The 20,314-nt window shown below is 65.7% G+C and carries 20 protein-coding genes; 16 read left to right on the top strand and 4 right to left on the bottom strand.

What is annotated here, in order from left to right:
- Positions 1-117 precede the first annotated feature (117 nt).
- The 11 genes from MP11Mi_RS18275 (at position 118) to proB (ending at position 13,547) form a co-directional block, all read left to right on the top strand.
- A complete protein-coding gene (locus MP11Mi_RS18275) occupies positions 118-720 on the top strand; it encodes a molybdenum cofactor guanylyltransferase (protein ID WP_420040283.1) in 603 nt (200 codons plus the stop codon).
- 9 nt (positions 721-729) lie between these two features.
- A complete protein-coding gene (locus MP11Mi_RS18270; RefSeq protein WP_420040282.1) occupies positions 730-3,384 on the top strand; it encodes a valine--tRNA ligase in 2,655 nt (884 codons plus the stop codon).
- Complete coding sequence (gene folC, locus MP11Mi_RS18265) at positions 3,384-4,799, top strand: bifunctional tetrahydrofolate synthase/dihydrofolate synthase (RefSeq protein WP_420040281.1); 1,416 nt, start codon at positions 3,384-3,386, stop codon at positions 4,797-4,799. Before MP11Mi_RS18270 ends, folC begins: the two co-directional genes overlap by 1 nt.
- A 68-nt stretch (positions 4,800-4,867) precedes the next feature.
- Complete coding sequence (locus MP11Mi_RS18260; RefSeq protein ID WP_420042154.1) at positions 4,868-5,200, top strand: DUF4233 domain-containing protein; 333 nt, start codon at positions 4,868-4,870, stop codon at positions 5,198-5,200.
- 91 nt (positions 5,201-5,291) lie between these two features.
- Positions 5,292-5,765, top strand: a complete 474-nt coding sequence (locus tag MP11Mi_RS18255) for a hypothetical protein (RefSeq protein WP_420040280.1) — start codon at positions 5,292-5,294, stop codon at positions 5,763-5,765.
- A 36-nt stretch (positions 5,766-5,801) separates the two neighbouring features.
- On the top strand, positions 5,802-6,218 hold the full coding sequence (gene ndk, locus MP11Mi_RS18250; protein WP_420040279.1) for a nucleoside-diphosphate kinase: 417 nt from the start codon (positions 5,802-5,804) through the stop codon (positions 6,216-6,218).
- Positions 6,219-6,547: 329 nt separating this feature from the next.
- Positions 6,548-10,018, top strand: a complete 3,471-nt coding sequence (locus tag MP11Mi_RS18245) for a translation initiation factor IF-2 N-terminal domain-containing protein (RefSeq protein WP_420040278.1) — start codon at positions 6,548-6,550, stop codon at positions 10,016-10,018.
- A gap of 202 nt (positions 10,019-10,220) precedes the next feature.
- Positions 10,221-10,532 carry a 50S ribosomal protein L21 gene (rplU, locus tag MP11Mi_RS18240; protein WP_236997489.1) on the top strand — a complete coding sequence of 104 codons (312 nt, stop codon included), beginning with the start codon at positions 10,221-10,223 and terminating at the stop codon, positions 10,530-10,532.
- A 36-nt stretch (positions 10,533-10,568) separates the two neighbouring features.
- Positions 10,569-10,832, top strand: a complete 264-nt coding sequence (gene rpmA, locus MP11Mi_RS18235) for a 50S ribosomal protein L27 (RefSeq protein WP_236997488.1) — start codon at positions 10,569-10,571, stop codon at positions 10,830-10,832.
- Positions 10,833-10,942: 110 nt separating this feature from the next.
- A complete protein-coding gene (gene obgE, locus MP11Mi_RS18230) occupies positions 10,943-12,439 on the top strand; it encodes a GTPase ObgE (protein WP_420040277.1) in 1,497 nt (498 codons plus the stop codon).
- Entirely contained in the window at positions 12,432-13,547 is a 1,116-nt protein-coding gene (gene proB / locus MP11Mi_RS18225) for a glutamate 5-kinase (protein ID WP_420040276.1), read from the top strand. The genes obgE and proB overlap by 8 nt, the downstream gene beginning before the upstream one ends.
- Before the next feature lie 102 nt (positions 13,548-13,649).
- Here the strand turns inward: proB and MP11Mi_RS18220 are convergent, their stop codons facing one another.
- The 4 genes from MP11Mi_RS18220 to MP11Mi_RS18205 form a co-directional block, all read right to left on the bottom strand.
- The gene (locus MP11Mi_RS18220) at positions 13,650-14,084 is read right to left on the bottom strand and encodes an ectoine synthase (RefSeq protein WP_420040275.1); all 435 of its coding nucleotides are present in this window, start codon (positions 14,082-14,084) and stop codon (positions 13,650-13,652) included.
- Positions 14,081-15,352, bottom strand: a complete 1,272-nt coding sequence (gene ectB, locus MP11Mi_RS18215) for a diaminobutyrate--2-oxoglutarate transaminase (RefSeq protein ID WP_420040274.1) — start codon at positions 15,350-15,352, stop codon at positions 14,081-14,083. Before ectB ends, MP11Mi_RS18220 begins: the two co-directional genes overlap by 4 nt.
- A 33-nt stretch (positions 15,353-15,385) precedes the next feature.
- Positions 15,386-15,910, bottom strand: coding sequence for a diaminobutyrate acetyltransferase (ectA, locus tag MP11Mi_RS18210; protein ID WP_420040273.1), 525 nt, complete (start codon positions 15,908-15,910; stop codon positions 15,386-15,388).
- A gap of 106 nt (positions 15,911-16,016) precedes the next feature.
- The gene (locus MP11Mi_RS18205) at positions 16,017-16,937 is read right to left on the bottom strand and encodes a Sir2 family NAD-dependent protein deacetylase (protein WP_420040272.1); all 921 of its coding nucleotides are present in this window, start codon (positions 16,935-16,937) and stop codon (positions 16,017-16,019) included.
- 56 nt (positions 16,938-16,993) lie between these two features.
- Here MP11Mi_RS18205 and rsmD point away from each other — a divergent pair, with 56 nt between their 5' ends.
- The 5 genes from rsmD to rnc all read left to right on the top strand — a co-directional run bounded on the left by rsmD (position 16,994) and on the right by rnc (position 20,314).
- On the top strand, positions 16,994-17,554 hold the full coding sequence (gene rsmD / locus MP11Mi_RS18200; protein WP_420040271.1) for a 16S rRNA (guanine(966)-N(2))-methyltransferase RsmD: 561 nt from the start codon (positions 16,994-16,996) through the stop codon (positions 17,552-17,554).
- Positions 17,551-18,039: a pantetheine-phosphate adenylyltransferase gene (gene coaD, locus MP11Mi_RS18195; RefSeq protein WP_420040270.1), complete on the top strand. Its 489-nt coding sequence runs from the start codon at positions 17,551-17,553 to the stop codon at positions 18,037-18,039. Before rsmD ends, coaD begins: the two co-directional genes overlap by 4 nt.
- Positions 18,040-18,178: 139 nt before the next feature.
- Positions 18,179-18,973 carry a DivIVA domain-containing protein gene (locus MP11Mi_RS18190; protein WP_420040269.1) on the top strand — a complete coding sequence of 265 codons (795 nt, stop codon included), beginning with the start codon at positions 18,179-18,181 and terminating at the stop codon, positions 18,971-18,973.
- Between the two features lie 34 nt (positions 18,974-19,007).
- Complete coding sequence (locus MP11Mi_RS18185) at positions 19,008-19,574, top strand: YceD family protein (protein WP_420040268.1); 567 nt, start codon at positions 19,008-19,010, stop codon at positions 19,572-19,574.
- Positions 19,571-20,314: a ribonuclease III gene (gene rnc, locus MP11Mi_RS18180; protein WP_420040267.1), complete on the top strand. Its 744-nt coding sequence runs from the start codon at positions 19,571-19,573 to the stop codon at positions 20,312-20,314. The genes MP11Mi_RS18185 and rnc overlap by 4 nt, the downstream gene beginning before the upstream one ends.

Genomic DNA, 20,314 nt, shown 5'->3' with positions numbered 1-20,314 from the left:
TCGCGCACGGTGACGCACAGGGCACATGCGTTGCATCAACGCCCAGAACCTGAGTGTGAACGACTGCCCTGGGCGCAAAGCACGACGCCGTGCGACGCGCGCGGCTACGGTGTCCGTATGAGCCAGAACACAGTCGCCGGAATCATTCTCGCGGGCGGGCGTTCGCGCCGCATGGGGCAGGACAAGGCAGCGTTGGACTTCGAAGGGGTGACGATGCTGACTCGGATCGCGGCCACCCTCTCGCAGCGGTGCGCTCCGGTCCTCGTCGCCGCGCCGGAGACGTCGCAGGCCTTCCGCGAACTGTCGAAGGAATCGGATCTGCAGTGGGTCACCGACGAGAAGGAGGGGAGCGGGCCGCTCGGTGGACTCGTCGCGGCGTTGCACGCGGCTGCCGAGGCCGGAGCGGACGTCGCCTTCGTCTGCGCCACCGACATGCCACTCGTCGAAGTCGGCCTCATCGATGAGTTGGTAGCCGGGCTGACCGACTCGACCGATGCTGTGATCGCCCGCGACGCGCAGCGCGATCACCCGATGGCCGGGGTCTACCGGACCTCCGCGGCGGGTGCGCTCCAAGCACTCGTGGACGCCGGAGAACTCCGGATGGGAGCGGCCGTCGACGCGATTCACACGCGCCGCGTGACCGTCACCGATGAGAACTGGCTCACCAACGTCGACGCCCCCGAGGACCTGCACCGACTACGTGCAACCGGCGTTTCCTAGAATCAAAGGGTGAGCAACCCCGAGCTGAGCAACGCCCTGCCCAAGAACTGGGACCCTACCGACCACGAATCGGCCCTTTACCAGGGCTGGGTAGACGCCGGATACTTCAAAGCCGACGCCACGAGCGACAAGCCCGGGTATTCGATTGTGCTCCCGCCGCCCAACGTGACGGGGTCGCTGCACATGGGCCACGCCCTCGACCACACCCTCATGGACACACTGACCCGCCGTAAGCGGATGCAGGGCTACGAGGTGCTGTGGCTGCCGGGCATGGACCACGCAGGCATCGCGACACAGACCATCGTCGAAAAGCAGCTCGCCGCGGAAGGCACCACTCGCCAAGAGTTGGGGCGCGAGAAATTCATCGAACGCGTGTGGAAGTGGAAGGCCGAGTCAGGCGGCACCATCCAGGGGCAGATGCGTCGTCTCGGCGACGGCGTCGACTGGAGCCGTGACCGCTTCACCATGGACGAAGGGCTCTCGCGCGCCGTCCACACGATCTTCAAGAGAATGTTCGACGACGGCCTGATCTATCGCGCCGAACGCCTCGTCAACTGGTCGCCCGCACAACAGACCGCGATATCCGACATCGAAGTTAAGTACGCCGACGTCGAAGGCGAACTCGTCTCCTTCCGTTACGGATCTCTCGACGACGCGGAGCCACACATCGTCGTCGCCACCACCCGGATGGAGACGATGCTCGGCGACACCGCGATCGCCGTGCACCCCGACGACCCGCGATACGCCGACCTGGTCGGCGTCGAACTCGACCACCCGTTCCTGGACCGTAAGATCCCGGTGATCGCCGACGACTACGTGGACCCCGAATTCGGTTCCGGCGCAGTCAAGATCACGCCCGCCCACGACCCCAACGACTTCGCGATCGGGCAGCGCCACAACTTGCCGATGATCACAGTCATGGACAAGACCGCAGTCATCGAAGGCACCGGCACACAGTTCGACGGCCTCGACCGTTTCGCGGCGCGCGTCGCCGTCCGCGAAGCGCTCGCCGAACAGGGGCGTGTCGTCAAGGAGGTGCGCCCTTACCTGCACAGCGTCGGCCACTCCGAGCGCGCCGGCGAGCCGATCGAGCCGCGACTCTCCATGCAGTGGTGGGTCAACGTCGAATCCCTCGCCGAGGCGGCAGGCGACGCGGTTCGCGACGGCGACACCGTCATCCACCCGACGAGCCAGGAACCGCGCTGGTTCGCGTGGGTCGACGACATGCACGACTGGACGATCTCCCGCCAGCTTTGGTGGGGGCACCGCATCCCGATCTGGTATGGCCCGGACGGGCAGATCGAGTGCTTCGGCCCCGACGACACCGTCCCCGACGGATGGGAGCAGGACGCCGACGTCCTCGACACCTGGTTCTCATCGGGTCTGTGGCCGTTCTCCACCATGGGCTGGCCGGAGCAGACGGCTGAGATCGACAAGTTCTATCCGACATCCGTTTTGGTCACCGGGTACGACATCTTGTTCTTCTGGGTCGCTCGCATGATGATGTTTGGCACCTACGTCGGCAAGCTCGACCTGGCCGGACTCGGTGGGCGAGACGCGAAGGTCCCGTTCTCGGACGTGTTCCTGCACGGGCTGGTCCGCGACGAGCACGGCTCCAAGATGAGTAAGTCCAAGGGCAACGGCATCGACCCGCTCGACTGGGTCGACCGCTTCGGCGCCGACGCGCTCCGCTTCACCCTCGCCCGTGGAGCCAACCCCGGCAGCGACATCTCGGTCGGCGAATCGCATGCGCAGAGCTCGCGGAACTTCGCGACCAAACTGTTCAACGCCACGAAATTCGCGTTGATGAACGGCGCTCGCGTAGGTGAACTGCCTGCCGCCGAGAAGTTGACGACCTCCGACCGCTGGATCCTCGGGCGGCTCGACGAGGTTCTCGCCGACGTCGACGCCGGGTTCGAGACCTACGAGTTCTCGAAGGCGTGCGAAGCGCTCTATCACTTCGCGTGGGACGAGGTGTGCGACTGGTACCTCGAGCTGTCGAAGGTTCAGGTCACCGAGGGCGGCGATCGTGCCGACTCGACCGCGCTCGTCCTCGGTGTCGTATTGGACAAGTTGCTGCGCGCTCTCTCGCCGGTGATGCCGTTCGTCACCGAAGTCCTATGGACGACGTTGACCGGGGGCGAGTCCGTCGTCGTCGCCGACTGGCCTGCACCGTCCGGGCGCCCTGTCGACGCCGCGGCAGCCCAACGGATCGACGACTTGCAGAAGCTCATCACCGAGGTTCGACGGTTCCGCAGCGATCAGGGTCTCAAACCCGGACAGCGGGTGGCCGCCGTCGTCGACGGGCTCGACGATTTGGGGCTTGCCGAGCTCCGTGGCCAACTCGACTCGCTGGCTCGATTGGAGACGGCGGACGAGGCTTTCACTGCGACAGCCACGGTCGAGGTCCGGCTGTCGACGGGGACGGCGAACGTCGCCATCGACACGTCCGGGACCGTCGACGTCGAAGCCGAGCGCAAGCGCGCGGCCAAGGATCTCGCCGCCGCCGAGAAGGAACTGGCGGGTACGACGGCCAAGCTCGGCAACGAACAGTTCCTGTCGAAGGCCCCGGACGCCGTCGTCGACAAGATCAAAGCGCGTCGGGACGTCGCTGAAGCCGACGTTGCTCGCCTCACAGCCAAGCTCGACGCGCTGGGCGCCTGATGAGCGCCGACCAGCCGGGAGCTTCCGCGTCCGACGACCTCGCCGAACTGGCCGCGGTCGAAGCTGAACTCGACACAAGGTGGCCTGAGACCAAGATCGAGCCGTCGCTGACCAGGATCACCGCGCTCCTGGAACTACTCGGGAACCCGCAGCACGCATATCCGTCGATCCACATCGCGGGCACCAACGGCAAGACATCGGTCACTCGCATGATTGATGCGCTTTTGCAGGCGTTCCACCGCCGAACCGGCCGCATCACCAGCCCGCATCTGCAACTGGTGACCGAGCGGATCGCGATCGACGGGGCGCCAATCAGTCCGCGGCTGTACGTCGACACGTACCGCGAACTCGAACCGTTCATCACGATGGTCGACGACTCGTCGACTGCGCAGGGCGGTCCGCGGATGAGTAAGTTCGAGGTGCTCACCGCGATGGCCTACGCCGCGTTCGCGGAGGCGCCGATCGAAGTCGCGGTCGTCGAGACCGGAATGGGTGGGCGCTGGGACGCGACCAACGTGATCGATTCGCAGGTTGCCGTCCTCACGCCGATCGCGATGGACCACGCCGACTACCTTGGCGACACGCTGACCGCGATCGCGGGGGAGAAGGCAGGCATCATCAAGCCGGGGCCTGCGGACGCAGTAGTCCCCGCCGACCCGGTGACCGTCATCGGCCCGCAGGCGCCCGAGGTGGCCGACGTGCTGCTGCGCGCTAGCGTCGAGGCAGGCACGATCGTCGCCAGGCAAGACTCTGAGTTCGCTGTGGTGTCGTCGGTTACTGCCGTCGGCGGGCAACTCCTGTCGATCCAGGGGCTCGGCGGCATCTACGACGAGGTGTTCCTCCCGCTCCACGGTGCACATCAGGGACAGAACGCGGCATTGGCGCTCGCGGCCGTCGAAGCATTCTTCGGCGCGGGCGCGGAGCGGCAACTCGACGTCGACGCGGTCCGTGAAGCGTTCGCAGGCATCACGACGCCGGGAAGGTTGGAGCGTCTGCGCAGCGCGCCGAGCGTCTTCATCGACGCCGCGCACAACCCGCACGGTGCGGCGGCTCTCGCGCACGCGCTCACCGATGAATTCGACTTCCGGCGACTGATCGGTGTGATCGGCGTACTCGGCGACAAGGACGCACGCGGTCTGCTCGCCGAACTGGAACCAGTCTTGGACACTGTCGTGCTGACTAACAACGGCTCGCCGCGCGCCCTGGACACCGAGGCCCTCGCCGACATCGCCCGCCCGATTTTCGGCGACGAGCGCGTCGAGATCGCCGCGTTCCTGCCGGACGCCGTCGAACGCGCCATCGCGCTCGCCGAAGACGGCGTGGCAGGCGCAGTGTCCGGTGCAGGCGTGATCATCACCGGCTCGGTCGTGACCGCGGGTGCCGGCCGCACCCTGTTCGGAAAGGACCCGTCGTGACTCAGGTTCCGCCGCCTCCAGGCATCAATCCGCCGGCCACCGATCCGTGGAAGGGCTTCCGCGGCGTGATGGCGGGAACCCTCATCCTCGAGGTGATCGTCGTCCTTCTGGCGTTTCCGATCGTCGCCAAACTCGGAGGCGGTCTGTCGTGGGGATCAGGGCTGTTCCTCGGTGCACTGACCGTCGCGTTCATCGTCCTATCTGGGATGTGCGCGCGACCGTGGGCGCTGCCGACAATCCTCGCGCTTCAGGTGATCCTCATCGTCGGCGGCCTGTACCACTGGTCACTCACTGTCATCGGTGTGATCTTTCTTTGTGTCTGGGCTTACATCGCGTACATTCGACGCGACGTCGCACGACGGATCGAACTCGGCCTGCTGCCGAGTCAGCGCATCAACTGAACCCGCGCACGGCGTCGTCTACTCAGATGAACCGGTCGGCTAGACTCAGTGGATCGACGACCTCGCCCGTGCGAGAGACAAGGTGTACTCAATGGGATTTCGGTACGACGGCACGCGTGGGATCGTTCGATTCGCGCTTCTCGCGGCAGCTTGCGCGGCGACGACGCTGATCGCGGGGCCTGCGCACGCCGATACGGACCGATCGTCGGCTCCGTCGACGCACGCCCCGGCCGAGAGTGGTCCCTCGACGAGCGCGCCGTTGATCGAAGAGCAGGCGCTCAAGCCCGGGGTCCCGCAACCGGTGGCCGAAGGGTCGTTCGGTTACATCGCGACGGCGAGCGCCACCCGCTGGATGGCCGAGCGGGAGCCGGAGAACATCGTCTCGAACCTGCCGGTTGGGCACCGCGGCGACAATAACGCGATGGCGAAGGTCCTCGGTGGACAGTTGGACGCCGCGGTCGCCGAACGCGGAGCGTGCCTCCAAGTGATCGTCGGCGGCCCTCGCGACGGAGGCCTGTTCACCTACGGGTTCTACGCGGTCGAACCCGAGTACTGCCCCCGCTGAGTCGAGCTGCGACCCTCGGGCCGTTAGAGTGTGCTGGTGACTGAACAGACTCTCGTACTCATCAAGCCCGACGGCGTGCAGCGTGGCGTTATCGGTGACGTGATCTCCCGCATCGAGCGCAAGGGCCTCACCTTGGCCGCACTCGAATTGCGGACCGTCACCACCGAGATCGCCTCCGAGCACTACGCCGAACATGCTGAGCGCCCGTTCTTCGGGTCGCTACTGGAATTCATCACCTCCGGCCAGGTCGTCGCGGCCGTCGTCGAAGGTCCGCGTGCCATCGCCGCGTTCCGTCAGCTCGCGGGCGGCACCGATCCCGTCGAGAAGGCTGTCCCCGGCACGATCCGTGGCGACTTCGGACTCGAGACCCAGTTCAATCTCGTCCACGGCTCAGACTCGCCGGAGTCGGCCGCACGCGAGATCGCCCTCTGGTTCCCCGCTCTGAACTCCTGAAATACCGCGTGCGACGCGGCACGTGAGGACCACTTTTTCAATGCTGTGCCAGTACTGACCTGTTCGTGTGGGATACTTGATCGGGTTCGCGAAGTCACACTTTGACTTCGGGGGCTCGGCGGAACGCTTGCGACCCGCCCGCCATCCGTTGCACCCCACAGGGTCCGGGTGAGCGGTGGTCGTATCCGAATCGCCACGTAAGGCGTCGAACTTCAGACGCGAAGACCACACAACACCCGGTCAAACCTGACCGGCACACATTGAGAAGGCTCTCGCGTGGCCGCGTCGTACAGCTCTTTCGACGCGCCCGGGGGTCTCAAGGAGACCACGTGACCGATAACGGGTCGCCGGTGAACGCCGATTCGGCGCATTTCACGGCGGAAGACATTCCCCTCCGACTCCGCGTGCATGCACTCGCCCGACTGCTGGGTTCCACCAGCCGGGACGTGTTGGTGCACCTCGGGGAACTGGGGGTGACGGCGCGCACCGCGCAGTCGTCGATTTCACGAGACGACGCGATGCTCGTCGCCGCGCGCTACGGCGTCGCGGCAGCCGACGACCCTTCGGTCGCGGCAGCGCCCGCACCGGCGGGGGAGGCTCCGGCTGGCCGGGTGTCAGCCGACCCCAAGCCGTCGTTGTTCTCGGCCGTCGAGGTTGTTGAACCCACCGCGTCCGCGTCCGCAGGAGAGACTGCGGCTCCGCTGTTCCTCTCGGCGGGCCCCGACGCAGCAAAAAAGACCGACGCGGCAAAAAAGACCGATGCGGCGAAGAAGACCGAGCCTCCGAAGAGGACCGAGCGGGCGATCGATTCCGGGACCGAGTCCGAGGCGGAGACGAACTCGGGTGAGGATGCCGGAGCCGTGAAGTCTGAGGGCAAGAAGTCCGGTTCGAAGAAGGCGTCCGCCAAGAAGTCCGGCGGTAAGAAGTCGGATGCTGACGGCGCCGCAGACGAGCACACCCACGCGACGAAGACTGACGACGAGAAGGCCGACCAGAAGAAGTCCGGCGAAAAGAATGCTGGCGGCAAGAAGGCTGGCGAGAAGAAGGCTAGCGAGAAGAAGGCTGCCGGTAAAAAGGCCGGCGGTAAGAAGAGCGCGACGAAGCAGACCGACGACGAGTCCGTCGAAGCCCCGGCAGTAGACGTGTCCCCGGCCGCGGAGACCGACGACGCGGTCGCGACACCCTCCCGCGACACTCGGGCTCTCGACGCTCAAGCGGGCGAGGACCCAGAAGGCAATAGCGAGCCTTCTGATCCGGACGGCGCCCACAACGATGACGCCTCGAACTCCGACTCCCGGTCACGTCGACGCCGCCGTGGACGCCGCGGACGCGGACGCGGTCGCGGAGACCAGGCTGACGGCAGCGAGCAGGGCGACACCGACGACGAGCAGAACACGCAGTCGCACGACGGGAACGAATCGCCTGCAGACGGTGCCCCAGAAGACAAGCAGGCCCACGACAAGCGGACCCACGACAAGCAGGGCGACGACAAGCAGATCGGGGACCAGCAGGCTGGCGACAAGTCTGTTGGCGACAAGGCAGCCGGCGATACGCAAGCCGGCGATACGCAGGCAGGCGAGAAGAAGTCCGACGACGCCACCGACGATTCGGACGACGACTCGTCCGACGACGCGAACCCGGCCAGCAAGCGTCGCCGTCGCCGCCGTCGCCGTCGCGGCGCGGGAGACACCGACGACGCGACAGTCGACGATCCGCCGAATACCGTCGTCCACGAACGTGAGCCTCGCACCAAGCGGGTCCGCGACGAGGTGCAAGGCATCTCCGGGTCCACCCGTCTGGAAGCGAAGCGTCAGCGTCGGCGTGATGGCCGTGACGCAGGACGCCGCCGCCCGCCGATCCTCACCGAGTCCGAGTTCCTGGCCCGCCGCGAGGCGGTCGAACGCGTCATGGTGATCCGGGAACGGAGCGCCAACGCCGCGATCGCTTCGCACGACGCGCATTCGGCCCCCACCGAGGACTACACGCAGGTCGCCGTTCTCGAGGACGGCGTGCTCGTGGAGCACTTCGTCACCACCGAGACTTCGCAGTCGATGGTCGGCAACATCTACCTCGGCCGCGTCCAGAACGTTCTCCCCGGTATGGAGGCCGCATTCGTCGATATCGGGCGTGGCCGCAACGGTGTCCTGTACGCCGGTGAAGTCAACTGGGAGGCAGCGGGCCTCGACGGACGGTCCCGCAAGATCGAACAGGCGCTCAAGCCGGGCGACTACGTCCTCGTCCAGGTCAGTAAGGACCCGGTCGGACACAAGGGCGCCCGCCTGACGACCCAGATCTCGCTCGCCGGCCGCTACCTCGTGTACGTACCGGGCGGCTCCTCGACCGGGATTAGCCGCAAATTGCCGGACACCGAACGCAAGCGTCTCAAGCAGATCCTCTCCAAGGTCGTGCCGGACGGTGCGGGCGTCATCATCCGCACCGCATCCGAAGGAGTCAGCGAGGACGAACTCGCCGCCGACGTCGCGCGCCTGGAGTCGCAGTGGAAGCGGATCGAGTCCGCATCCACCGAGTACAAGGCGAAGGCGTCCGGCACCCCGCACGCCCTCTACGAAGAGCCGGACCTCCTGGTCCGGGTGGTGCGCGACCTGTTCAACGAAGACTTCACCAAGCTTGTCGTCGAAGGCGACAAGGCGTGGAAGCTCGTCTCCGGTTACGTCCGCGACGTCGCGCCCGACCTGTTCGATCGTGTCGACGAATTCACCAAGGCACACGCAGACGCACCGGATTCGTTCGATGTGCACCGCATCGACGAGCAACTCGCGAAGGCGCTCGACCGCAAGGTGTGGCTGCCGTCTGGCGGCACACTGATCATCGAGCACACCGAAGCGATGACCGTCGTCGACGTCAATACCGGCAAATTCACCGGTTCGGGCGGCAACCTCGAAGAGACTGTCACCCGCAACAACTTGGAGGCGGCCGAGGAGATCGTCCGCCAGATGCGGTTGCGCGACATCGGCGGCATGATCATCGTCGACTTCATCGACATGGTCCTCGAAAGTAACCGCGATCTTGTCTTGCGTCGTCTCACCGAGGCGCTCGGTCGGGACCGGACTCGCCACCAGGTGTCGGAGGTGACGTCGCTCGGGCTCGTGCAGATGACCCGCAAGCGCCTCGGCACTGGACTCCTCGAAGCGTTCTCGACGACGTGCACCGCGTGCGCCGGGCGAGGCGTCATCGTGCACGCCAACCCAGTCGAGGTCCGTCAGCCTGACGACGGTTCGCGTTCGGACGCTGGAAACCGACGGTCGCGTCGCAAGAAGGGGAGCGGACGTTCGGAGACGTCGCCGGCCCCGACACCGGAGCAGCCGAAGGCGGCGGCGCCGCACAAGCCCGCCGCAGAACATCCGTTATTCCGCGCGATGGCCCTCCACGAGGACGACGACTCAGCGGACGGTCACCCAGAGGACGGTCACCCAGAGGACAGGCACCCAGCGGACAGGCACCCAGCGGACAGGCGCGTCGACGAGACCGCCGTCCGTGAGACGGCGGCCGACAGGAAGACGTCTGCACCCACTGCGAAGGCGCAAGAGCCTGCGAAGGCTAAGGCATCCGAACCTGAATCTGTGCCGTCGCCGCCGACCACGACGGTGACTCGTCGCCGACGCGCAGTACGACGCACGTCGGCCCCGACCTCGGTGGTGCCCGAGCCGGTCACGGTGGCGACAGCCGAGCCGGTGACGACAGTCGCGGCGCAGACCGCGGAGCCGGTCGTCGCCGTCAAACGGACGCCCCGGCGGCGCACCGGGCGGCGTGCGGCGGGACCTCCGCCGTCGGAGCAGTGACACGCGGTCGGACCAGTTTGACCCGATAGGCCGCGGTCCCGTAGCCTTGACAAGTCGCCTTCCGTAGACGCGCGCTGCTGTGCGCGCATGGCGCGGAAGTTGCTTCGAGGGTTTCTCGGAGTTGCAGCACACCAAAGATTCGCTGATGAGCAGGATTGGCCTGCGGATTCGGCCCTATGAGACGAGTAAGAGGACAGCGGGAATGGCAACGTACGCGATCGTCAAGACCGGCGGTAAGCAGTACAAGGTCGCCGAGGGCGACATTGTGAAGGTCGAGAAGATCGACGCCGAGCAGGGCAGCGCAGTGTCGTTGCCGGTGGCGCTGGTCGTCGACGGTGCGAACCTCACCACCGATGCTGACAAGCTTGCAGGCAAGTCGGTCGATGCGGAGATCCTCGAGCACGTGAAGGGCCCGAAGATCCGCATCCACAAGTTCAAGAACAAGACCGGCTACCACAAGCGCCAGGGGCACCGACAGAACCTGACGGTTCTCAAGGTCACCGGCATCAAGTAGCCCACACTTTTTCTCAATTCCCAGGAGGAATGAACCATGGCACACAAGAAGGGTGCATCCAGCTCGCGTAACGGGCGCGACTCGAATGCTCAGCGACTCGGCGTCAAGCGTTTCGGCGGTCAGGTCGTCAGCGCCGGCGAGATCCTGGTCCGCCAGCGCGGAACCAAGTTTCATCCGGGCGTCGGCGTCGGCCGCGGCGGTGACGACACGCTGTTCGCTCTCGAATCGGGCGCGGTGGAGTTCGGCAGCAAGCGCGGTCGCAAGACTGTGAACATTGTTCCGGAGCCGGCCTCGGTCTGAACGACCCGGTCGAACTGGTAACAACTCAGCTCTGCAGCAGGGCGGGTCAGGGTCATCGAGAACCCCGACCCGCCCTGCTTCGTATTTAGACCGTATTGGAAGGAGACGCCGTGTCGCGCTTCGTCGACCGCGTCAAGATCGATGTCGTCGCCGGTAACGGCGGGCATGGTTGCTCGTCAGTTCACCGCGAGAAGTTCAAGCCGCTCGGCGGACCGGACGGCGGCAACGGCGGCGACGGCGGCGACGTCCGCCTGATCGTCGACCCACAGGTGCACACGTTGCTCGACTTCCACTTCCGCCCGCACGCCCGCGGAACGAACGGGGGAACAGGCGAAGGCGGCAACCGCAGCGGTTCCAGCGGCACCGAACTGGTCCTCCCGGTTCCCGACGGCACCGTCGTGCTCGACGACAAGGGAAACATCCTTGCGGACATGGTTGGGGAAGGCACCGAGTTCGTCGCGGCGCAGGGCGGGCGAGGCGGCCTCGGCAATGCGGCTCTCGCGTCTCGGGCACGGCGTGCCCCCGGGTTCGCGCTGCTCGGCGAGCCAGGCGAAGAACGTGAACTCGTCCTCGAACTCAAGTCTGTGGCCGACGTCGGTCTCGTCGGCTTCCCGTCGGCGGGCAAATCGTCGCTCGTCTCGGTCCTGTCGGCGGCGAAGCCGAAGATCGCCGACTACCCGTTCACCACGCTGACGCCGAACCTCGGTGTGGTCACCGCAGGATCGGACGTGTTTACGGTCGCCGACGTGCCCGGTCTGATTCCGGGTGCCTCGCAGGGACGTGGCCTCGGGTTGGAGTTCCTCCGCCATCTGGAACGATGCGCTGTCCTCGCGCACGTCGTCGACTGCGCGACTCTCGATCCCGGTCGTGACCCGGTGTCGGACATCGACGCGTTGGAAGCCGAGCTCGCAGCGTACCGCCCTGCGCTCGATGTCGACCATTCCCTCGGCGACCTCGCGAACCGTCCCCGGATCGTCGTCCTCAATAAGGTCGACATTCCTGAGGCCGACGAACTCGCGGACCTCGTGGAAGCAGACATCGCCGAGCGCGGCTGGCCGGTGTTCCGGGTCTCCGCGGTCGCGCACAAGGGTCTACCCGAATTGACTTTCGCGCTCGCTGAGATGGTGCGCGAGTATCGTGCCGTGCACGCCAAGCCGGTGGCGCGCCGGCAGGTGATCAGGCCGAAGGCCGTCGACCACGGCGAGTTCGCGGTCGTTGCGGATCCGTCGATCGAAGGCGGATTCGTGGTGCGCGGCGAACGCCCGGAGCGGTGGATCCGGCAGACACAATTCGACAACGATGAAGCCGTCGGCTACCTCGCCGACCGGCTCAACCGTCTCGGCGTCGAGGCCGCTCTGGTCAAGAAGGGCGCGAAGCCCGGTGCAGCGGTCACGATCGCGGGCGTGACCTTCGATTGGGAGCCGACGGCTCCGACCGGTGCCGAGGTTCCGCTCACGGGCCGAGGCACCGACGCACGACTCGACCGTCCCGATCGGGTCGGCGCCGCCGAACGCAAGGTGGCCCGCTCGATGCGCCGTCAGCGCCCAGACGGGGAGCAGGAGGAGACTCTCGGTTGGGACGACGACACGCTCGACGACGATGAGTGAACTCCGCAACGTCATAGCGACCGCGCGCAGCATCGTTGTCAAGATCGGTTCGTCCGCGGTGACCGACCTGGAGACCGGGCTCGACCGGGACAGGCTCGACGGGCTGGTAGACGCGCTGGAAGACCGCATGAGGGCGGGCTCCGATGTGGTCGTGGTCTCGTCGGGCGCGATCGGCGCCGGGATCGCGCCGCTCGGCCTGCGTAAACGGCCGAGCGACCTCGCGACCAAGCAGGCTGCCGCCAGTGTCGGTCAGTTGGCGCTCGCGCACGCGTGGGGCACCTCCTTCACCCGGTATGACCGCGTGGTCGGTCAGGTGTTGTTGACCGCAGACGACTTCTCCGACCGCGTGCACCACGCGAACGCGCAACGCACGCTCGACCGGCTACGGTCGCTGCACGCGGTGGCCGTCGTCAACGAGAACGACACGGTCGCGACCAACGAGATCCGGTTCGGCGACAACGATCGGCTGGCCGCGCTCGTCGCACACCTCGTGAGTGCCGACGCGCTGCTATTGCTGTCGGACGTCGACGGGTTGTACACCGGCGATCCGCGCCGACCCGGTCCAGACGGGAAGCCCGCCCGGCTGATCGAACAGGTCGACGGCCCCGAGGATCTCGACGGCGTGATCGCCGGGTCTGGTGGCGCCCTCGGCACCGGCGGAATGTCGTCCAAACTCGCTGCTGCGCGGCTCGCGTCTGATTCTGGTGTTCCGGTGCTGTTGGCGTCGGCAGCAGACGCAGGCGTGGCGCTGCGCGACGCGAGCGTCGGCACAGTGTTCGCCGCGCGCCCGGAGCGGCTGTCGGCCCGACGGTTCTGGGTCCGGCACGCCGCGCAGGCGCACGGACGCTTGACCCTCGACGACGGCGCGGTCAGCGCGGTCTGTCTACGACGACGTTCCCTGCTTTCGGCTGGGGTCGTCGAGTCCGTCGGCAACTTCTCGTCCGGCGACGTCGTCGATCTCGTCGATCTCGCGGGCCGGACTCGGGGGCGGGGAGTTGTCGGCTACGACGCCGACGACGTCGCCCGAATGATCGGCAAGTCGACAGACGACCTGCCGCCCGATCTCCAGCGGCCGATCATCCACGCCGACCATCTGGTCCCGGTGTAGGGCAGTCGGTGTAGACGAGACTGTGAAACGACTTCGGCACTTTCTATCGGCTGTGCGCCGATAAAAAGTGCCGAAGTCGTTTCAGGTCTTGCTGCCGCTGGCTCAGGCGCGGTGCCGACCGGGGTCGGCGGCTGCCTCGCGCGGCGGGACCTCGACGAGCGGGTAGACACCGTTCTCGTCGTGGACCTCGGTGCCGACGACGGGCGGGTTGAAGACGCAGAGCATGCGCAGCTGGGTCTTCGCAGTGACCGTGTGCCGGTCGTACTTGTCCATCATGTACATGGTTCCCTCGGCGAGGGGGTACGTGATGCCTGTCTCGCGGTCGAGAAGTTCACCTTCGCCTTCCACGAGCCAGACGGCTTCGATGTGGTTGGCGTAGTGGAACTCGTTGACCGAACCCGCCTTGATGGTGGTCTCGTGGAACGAGAATCCGACGTGGTCACCGCCGAGCACGATCCGCTTCGAGACCCAGTTGCCGTGCGGGTCTGCGACCTCACGGTCGGTGCCGGTGATTTCTTGGGTGGTGCGAACGATCATCGGAGTACCTCCTCGACGGATGCGGTCAGAATGTCCATGCCCTGATTCAGCTCGTCGTCGCTGAGAGTCAGAGGCGGCAGAAGCTTGATCACCTCGTCGGACGGTCCCGAGGTCTCCGCCAGCAGACCGCTGTCGAATGCCTTGGCGCAGGCCTTGCCTGCCTTCTCAGGATCGTCGAACGCGAGGCCCTGGATCATGCCGCGGCCGCGACGCTTAATGCCTTCGTTTCGCTGGCACAACTCCTCGAAGCGGTCGGCGATCCGCTGACCCTTCTCCTTGGTCTGTTCGGCGAAGGCGCCGTCGGACCAGTAGTTGTCGATGGCTGCCTTGGCGGTAACGAACGACGGGTTGTTGCCGCGGAATGTGCCGTTGTGCTCGCCCGGCTCCCAAACATCGAGTTCACGACGGAAGAGAGTCAGTGCCATCGGGAGACCGTAGCCGCCAATCGACTTCGACAGCGTGACGATGTCCGGGGTGATGCCCGACTCTTCGAAGGAGAAGAAGTCGCCGGTGCGGCCACAGCCCATCTGCACGTCGTCGACGATCAGCAGCATGTCCTGGCGCTTGCACAGGTCGGCCAGGCCCTGAAGCCACTCGGCGCGAGCGACATTGACGCCGCCCTCGCCTTGAACGGTCTCGACGATGACGGCGGCGGGGTGATTGAGACCGCTGCCCTCGTCGTTCAAGACGCGCTCGAACCAGCTGAAGTCCTCGTGAGCGCCGCCCATGTAGTTGTCGAACGGCATCGGGGTCGAGTGGACCAGGGGGATGCCTGCACCCGCGCGCTTCATTGCGTTACCGGTGACCGACAGCGAACCGAGAGTCATACCGTGGAATGCGTTCGTGAAGTTCACGATGGCCTCGCGGCCGGTGACCTTGCGCGCCAGCTTCAGTGCGGACTCGACGGCGTTGGTGCCGGTGGGGCCGGGGAACTGGACTACGTAGTCCAGGTCGCGCGGGACCAGGATCTTGTTCGCGAAAGTCTCCAGGAATTCGCGCTTGGCCACGGTGTTCATGTCGAGACCGTGCGTGATGCCGTCGCGCGATATGTAGTCGATCAGTGCTTCCTTGAACTTCGGGTTGTTGTGCCCGTAGTTGAGCGCACCGGCGCCGGCGAAGAAGTCAAGGTAGCGATTACCGTCGACGTCGGTGATCCAACTGCCCTTCGCGGTGTCGAACATCGCCGGCCAGTTACGGCAGTAGGAGCGGACCTGGGATTCGTACGTGGTGAAGGTGTCTTCTGCCTCTACGCGTTTCTGCGTCGTCATCTTGAGTTGTCCTTACATTTTGTCGGCGCCGCGTTAAGCGGACGCCGGCGAAAGCCGGTAAAGGTCTTCCGGCTCGTGTGAATCGCCGAACAGTTCGGCCTTGAGGAACGGTTGACGGGTGAACTCCAAACCGAGCTCGCGGGCGACCCCGGCGAAGAGCGCTTGCGACGCCTCATTGTCGGGGCTGATCGTCGTGTGGATCGCGGTCACACCCGACCCGGTGTTGCGTTTGAACAGCTCACGCAACATGGTTCCGGCGATCCGCTTACCGCGTTGATCGGAGTCGACCGCGACCTGCCACACCATGAGTGCGTCCGGTGCCTGCGGTCGGCGGTATCCGGTGACGAAGCCTACAACCCTTTCCTCTACTTCGGCGACGATGGAGGTGTCGGAGAAATCTTCACCCCACAAGACGTAGGCGTAACTCGAATTGACGTCGAGTACCTGCGAGTCGCGGGCAATTTCCCACATCCTGATTCCATCGGTCGCCCGTGGCCGCCGATAGGCGACTCCGTGGTGGTCGTTCAGGTCGAACGTGTTCTCTGTTTGCGGGTTCATGACCTGACCGAGGCTAACGAGCCGCCAAGTCGATGTCACCCGCGCAACCGACACGCCGACGGGATGTCCGATCTTTGTGCAGTTCATCGATACGATGTGTGATAAATCACAGTAACGTCAAATCTTTGTGTTTTGAGGATGCCCTGGTGACCGAAATGTCGGCTATGAGTGGGAGGATGACCTCACACCGATGATCGACCTTTGTGGTGGCGAAGCGGTCCCCGCGGGTGCCGCCTCGATTGACGATGACGATGGGTTTGCCGTCGTCGGCCGCGCGGCGGACGAACCGGAGTCCCGACATCACAGTCAATGACGATCCGGCGACGATCATGGCGTCCGCGTCGTCGACCATTCGGTACGCCTGGTCGGACACCGCTCGCGGCACTGTCTCGCCGAAGTAGACGATGTCGGGTTTCAGGGTGCCGCCGCATTCGGTGCAGTCGACCATGACGAACCCCGCGGTGTCGTGCAGGACGGCGTCCGCGTCGGGGGCAACCTCGATCGCTCCGTCACCACCCATCTGATCGGCAAACCCCGGGTTGGCGTCCTCGAGGCGTTCGGCGAGGCGATGCCGGGACGTTCGGGCGCCGCACTCCAGGCAGATCGCCCGGCCGTACGAGCCGTGCAGGTCGAGGACGGGTCGCGAGCCTGCCTTCAGGTGGAGCATGTCGACGTTCTGGGTGATGACTCCAGTCACCGCGCCCACGAGTTGCATGTCGGTGATCGCGTAGTGGGCGGCGTTCGGTGTCGCGGCATCCATGTGTCGCCATCCGAGGTGATTGCGTGCCCAATAGTGGCGCCTGAATTCGGGTGACGAGAGGAATTGGTCGATGGTCATCGGGTTCCGCAGCGTCGCGTCCGGGCTCCGGTAGTCGGGGATCCCGGACGGTGTCGAGACTCCCGCGCCGGTGAGGACGACGGTACGTCGCCCGGCAAGTGCGCGGGCCGCCTGTTCGGCCCGAGCGGCGGGGTCGGCGTCGGCGACGGTCGGTGGGGCCGGTGTCCAAGCGTTCACGCGCGTACGCATGTCACGAGGATACGGCGGAACCCAGGTGGGATTGCCGGATAGGATGGTTCACCGATATGACCAGGATCATCGCCGGAGAGTTCAGGGGGCGTCGGCTCGGCGTCCCGGCCGAGACCACCCGCCCCACGTCCGACCGTGTGCGGGAGGCCGTCTTCTCGATGCTCGGTGCCCGCACCGACCTCGACGGCCTGCGCGTCGCCGACCTGTACGCGGGTACCGGCGCGCTCGGCATCGAAGCCGTATCTAGAGGGGCGGAGTCGGCGGTGCTCGTCGAAGCGGACCGCCGCGCGGCGAAAGTGGTGCGCGACAATATTGCGATCTGCCGGGCCGGTGGCCGCGCGCGGGTAGTGGAGCGGACCGTCGAGTCATTTCTCGCCGCAGCGGCCGGACCGTTCGATCTGGTCTTCATCGATCCGCCCTACGATCTGTCGTCCGGCGACGTCGCCGCGGTCCTGACGCTATTGCTGTCTGCGTTGACCGATGGCGCGTGGGTGGTGGTCGAGCGTGGATCGCGGAGTATGGCCGTCGACCTGCCCGACGGGTTGGAGTCGGTGGTGGATAAGAAGTACGGCGACTCGGCCGTTCAACTCGTGCGACGGGTAGATTCGCCGTCATGAGTGCTGCGGTGTGTCCCGGATCGTACGACCCGTTCACCCTCGGCCACCGGTTCGTCGTAGAGCGCACGGCCGCTCGCTTCGACCGCGTGGTTGTCGCGGTGGTGGTCAATCCCAACAAGCAGGGGATGTTCTCCATCGATGAGCGGATCGATCTGATTCGCCGCGACTGTGTCGACCTGCCGAATGTCGATGTGCGGAGTTGGTCGGGCCTGCTCGTCGACCTGCTTCGCGACGATGATGCGCCGACCATCGTCAAAGGTCTGCGGTCGGAGACTGACTTCGCCTACGAGACGCCGATGGCGCAGATGAATCGTGAGCTCGCCGACGCCGAGACGCTGTTCATGCTCACCGACCCGAAGTTCGCCCATGTGTCGAGTTCGCTGGTTAAAGAGGTCGCGAAGCTAGGCGGCGATGTCGCACCGTACCTCGCGCCGCACATCCACTCGGCCCTCCGCGACAAGCTCGACGGCGTGCATCGAATCTGAGGTCGCAGCGTCGAGCGAGAGTCGGATCCCGACACGCCGACCTAACCTCTCCAGTCACAGGCGCAACATTCGGCACAATGACATCAAAGATGTCAAGGCCAACAAGGCTTCAAGGCCACTGTGCCGGATCGGAGTTACCGTGTACCGCGTATTCGAAGCGCTGGACGAGCTCGTTGCTCTCGTCGAAGAGGCGCGCACCGTCCCGATGACCGCAGGCTGCCTCATCCCTCGTGGTGACGTGCTTGAACTGCTCGACGACCTGCGCGATGCGCTGCCCGCCGAGCTCGACGACGCCCAGGACGTCCTGGACGAGCGCGACACGCTCGTCAGCAACGCCCGCGAGACGTCGGACAAACTGATCTCTGGAGCTGAGAACGACTCCCAGGCAATGCTGGCGCACGCCAAGGCAGAGTCGGATCGGTTACTGGCCGAAGCCGAGGCTAAGGCGGAACGCATCCTCGGCGACGCCGGCGTCCATGCGCAGCAGACTGTCGACTCCGCTGCCGAGGAAGCGCAGCGACTCGAGCTCAGTGCGAACCGTGAGTTCGAGGCGGTCACCGGTCGGGCTCGCTCCGAGGCTTCGCGCGTCGTCGAATCAGGCGATGCGAGCTACCACAAGTCGGTTGCCGACGGCATCGCCGAACAGCAGCGTCTGGTCTCCGACTCCGAGGTTGTGGCCGCTGCGAAGAGCGAGGCCGAGCGGATCGTCGACGCGGCACACGCCGAGTCGGACCGCCTGCGCGGCGAATGCGACGTCTACGTCGACGACAAGCTCGCCGATTTCGAGGACATCCTTACCGGCACTATGCGCTCGGTGAACCGCGGACGCCAGCAGTTGCGTACCGGTGCGGGCATGCACGACTACGTCGAGTACCCGCACAGTGTCGATGTCGCTCACGACGACGACCGCAGCCCTGCGCCGATGGCGGGCTGACCCTCGCTTGAGCACTCGCGTAAAATCTCTGATCGTGAGTGTTAAGCCCTTCGTCATCGATATCCGCAGCGTGCCGCGTCGTGCCGGCTCTCTAGTCGAGGTTGCCCGCACGGTTGTGACGCCAGACCGCATCGGAGCCGAGATGATCGGCATCCCAGCTGATTCCGAGGTTCATCTGGATCTGCGGCTGGAGTCCGTCACTGAGGGCGTTCTGGTCTCGGGAACGGTAGATGCGTCGACGGCCGGTCAATGTGGCCGTTGTCTCGACGCCTTAGACGATTCGGTCTCGGTGTACCTGACCGAACTGTTCGCGTACCCCGACTCCGAGACCGACAAGACCAGCGACGATGAGGACGTCGAGCGGATCGTCGACGAAGAAGTCGACCTTGAGCAGACGATCATCGACGCGATCGCCACGGAGCTCCCGCTGTCGCCGGTGTGCAGCCCGGACTGCCCGGGACTGTGCCACGTATGTGGTGTCCGGCTGGCCGACGCCGAACCCGACCACGGCCACGACATCATCGATCCGCGGTGGGCGAAGCTCGCCGACAAGCTCGTCGACCCGGCGCCGGACGACGCAGACTCGGACTCGCGCTCATGAGCAAGCGTCCGGACCCGTCCGGCCTGCTCGACGCGCTCGGCGCCGAGATCAATCCGGAACTTTTGACGCTGGCGTTGACGCACCGCTCATACGCGTACGAGAACGGCGGGCTCCCCACTAACGAACGTCTCGAGTTCCTGGGCGACGCGGTACTCGGCGTCGTCGTCACCGAACGTCTGTACCTGGGATTCCCCGACCGTCCGGAGGGCGAACTCGCAAAGATCCGTGCGAGTGTCGTCAACATGCACGCGTTGGCTGGCGTCGCCCGTGAACTCGGCGAAGGCGGTCTCGGCGCGCACATCTATCTCGGGCGCGGCGAAGAGTTGACTGGCGGCCGCAACAAGGAATCCATTTTGGCGGACGGCCTCGAGTCGGTGTTCGGTGCGTTGTTTCTCGATCACGGTATCGACGCTGCCAAGCGGGTCATCATGGATCTGTTCGAGCCGATCATCGCCCGCGCAGGCGAACTCGGTGCCGGTCTGGACTGGAAGACTTCGCTCCAAGAGTTGTCGGCCGAGAAGGGTGCCGGGCAACCGCAATATCAGGTCACGTCCACTGGGCCCGACCATGACAAGGAGTTCACCGCGGTCGCCGTCGTCGCCGGTCGTGAACTGGGCGAGGGGACCGGGCGGACCAAGAAGGAAGCTGAGCAGAAGTCGGCTGCTCTCGCGTGGCGTGCGCTGAACGATGCCCAGGACTTCGTCGGCAGCTCCGACGATGCCGCGGCGGCAAGTAACTAG

The organism is Gordonia abscondita, assembly GCF_032711245.1.
Classification (GTDB): Bacteria; Actinomycetota; Actinomycetes; order Mycobacteriales; family Mycobacteriaceae; genus Gordonia.
The sequence above is the reverse complement of the archived record's forward strand: the minus strand, read 5'-3'. Positions and strand labels throughout refer to the sequence as shown.

Excerpts from the sequence above, each read along its gene's own strand:
- MP11Mi_RS18275 (WP_420040283.1), top strand. The coding sequence starts at position 118 with ATGAGCCAGAACACAGTCGCCGGAATCATTCTCGCGGGCGGGCGTTCG.
- folC (WP_420040281.1), top strand. The coding sequence starts at position 3,384 with ATGAGCGCCGACCAGCCGGGAGCTTCCGCGTCCGACGACCTCGCCGAA.
- MP11Mi_RS18260 (WP_420042154.1), top strand. The coding sequence starts at position 4,868 with ATGGCGGGAACCCTCATCCTCGAGGTGATCGTCGTCCTTCTGGCGTTT.
- MP11Mi_RS18255 (WP_420040280.1), top strand. The coding sequence starts at position 5,292 with ATGGGATTTCGGTACGACGGCACGCGTGGGATCGTTCGATTCGCGCTT.
- rplU (WP_236997489.1), top strand. The coding sequence starts at position 10,221 with ATGGCAACGTACGCGATCGTCAAGACCGGCGGTAAGCAGTACAAGGTC.
- rpmA (WP_236997488.1), top strand. The coding sequence starts at position 10,569 with ATGGCACACAAGAAGGGTGCATCCAGCTCGCGTAACGGGCGCGACTCG.
- proB (WP_420040276.1), top strand. The coding sequence starts at position 12,432 with ATGAGTGAACTCCGCAACGTCATAGCGACCGCGCGCAGCATCGTTGTC.
- MP11Mi_RS18220 (WP_420040275.1), bottom strand. The coding sequence starts at position 14,084 with ATGATCGTTCGCACCACCCAAGAAATCACCGGCACCGACCGTGAGGTC.
- ectB (WP_420040274.1), bottom strand. The coding sequence starts at position 15,352 with ATGACGACGCAGAAACGCGTAGAGGCAGAAGACACCTTCACCACGTAC.
- ectA (WP_420040273.1), bottom strand. The coding sequence starts at position 15,910 with ATGAACCCGCAAACAGAGAACACGTTCGACCTGAACGACCACCACGGA.
- MP11Mi_RS18205 (WP_420040272.1), bottom strand. The coding sequence starts at position 16,937 with ATGCGTACGCGCGTGAACGCTTGGACACCGGCCCCACCGACCGTCGCC.
- rsmD (WP_420040271.1), top strand. The coding sequence starts at position 16,994 with ATGACCAGGATCATCGCCGGAGAGTTCAGGGGGCGTCGGCTCGGCGTC.
- coaD (WP_420040270.1), top strand. The coding sequence starts at position 17,551 with ATGAGTGCTGCGGTGTGTCCCGGATCGTACGACCCGTTCACCCTCGGC.
- rnc (WP_420040267.1), top strand. The coding sequence starts at position 19,571 with ATGAGCAAGCGTCCGGACCCGTCCGGCCTGCTCGACGCGCTCGGCGCC.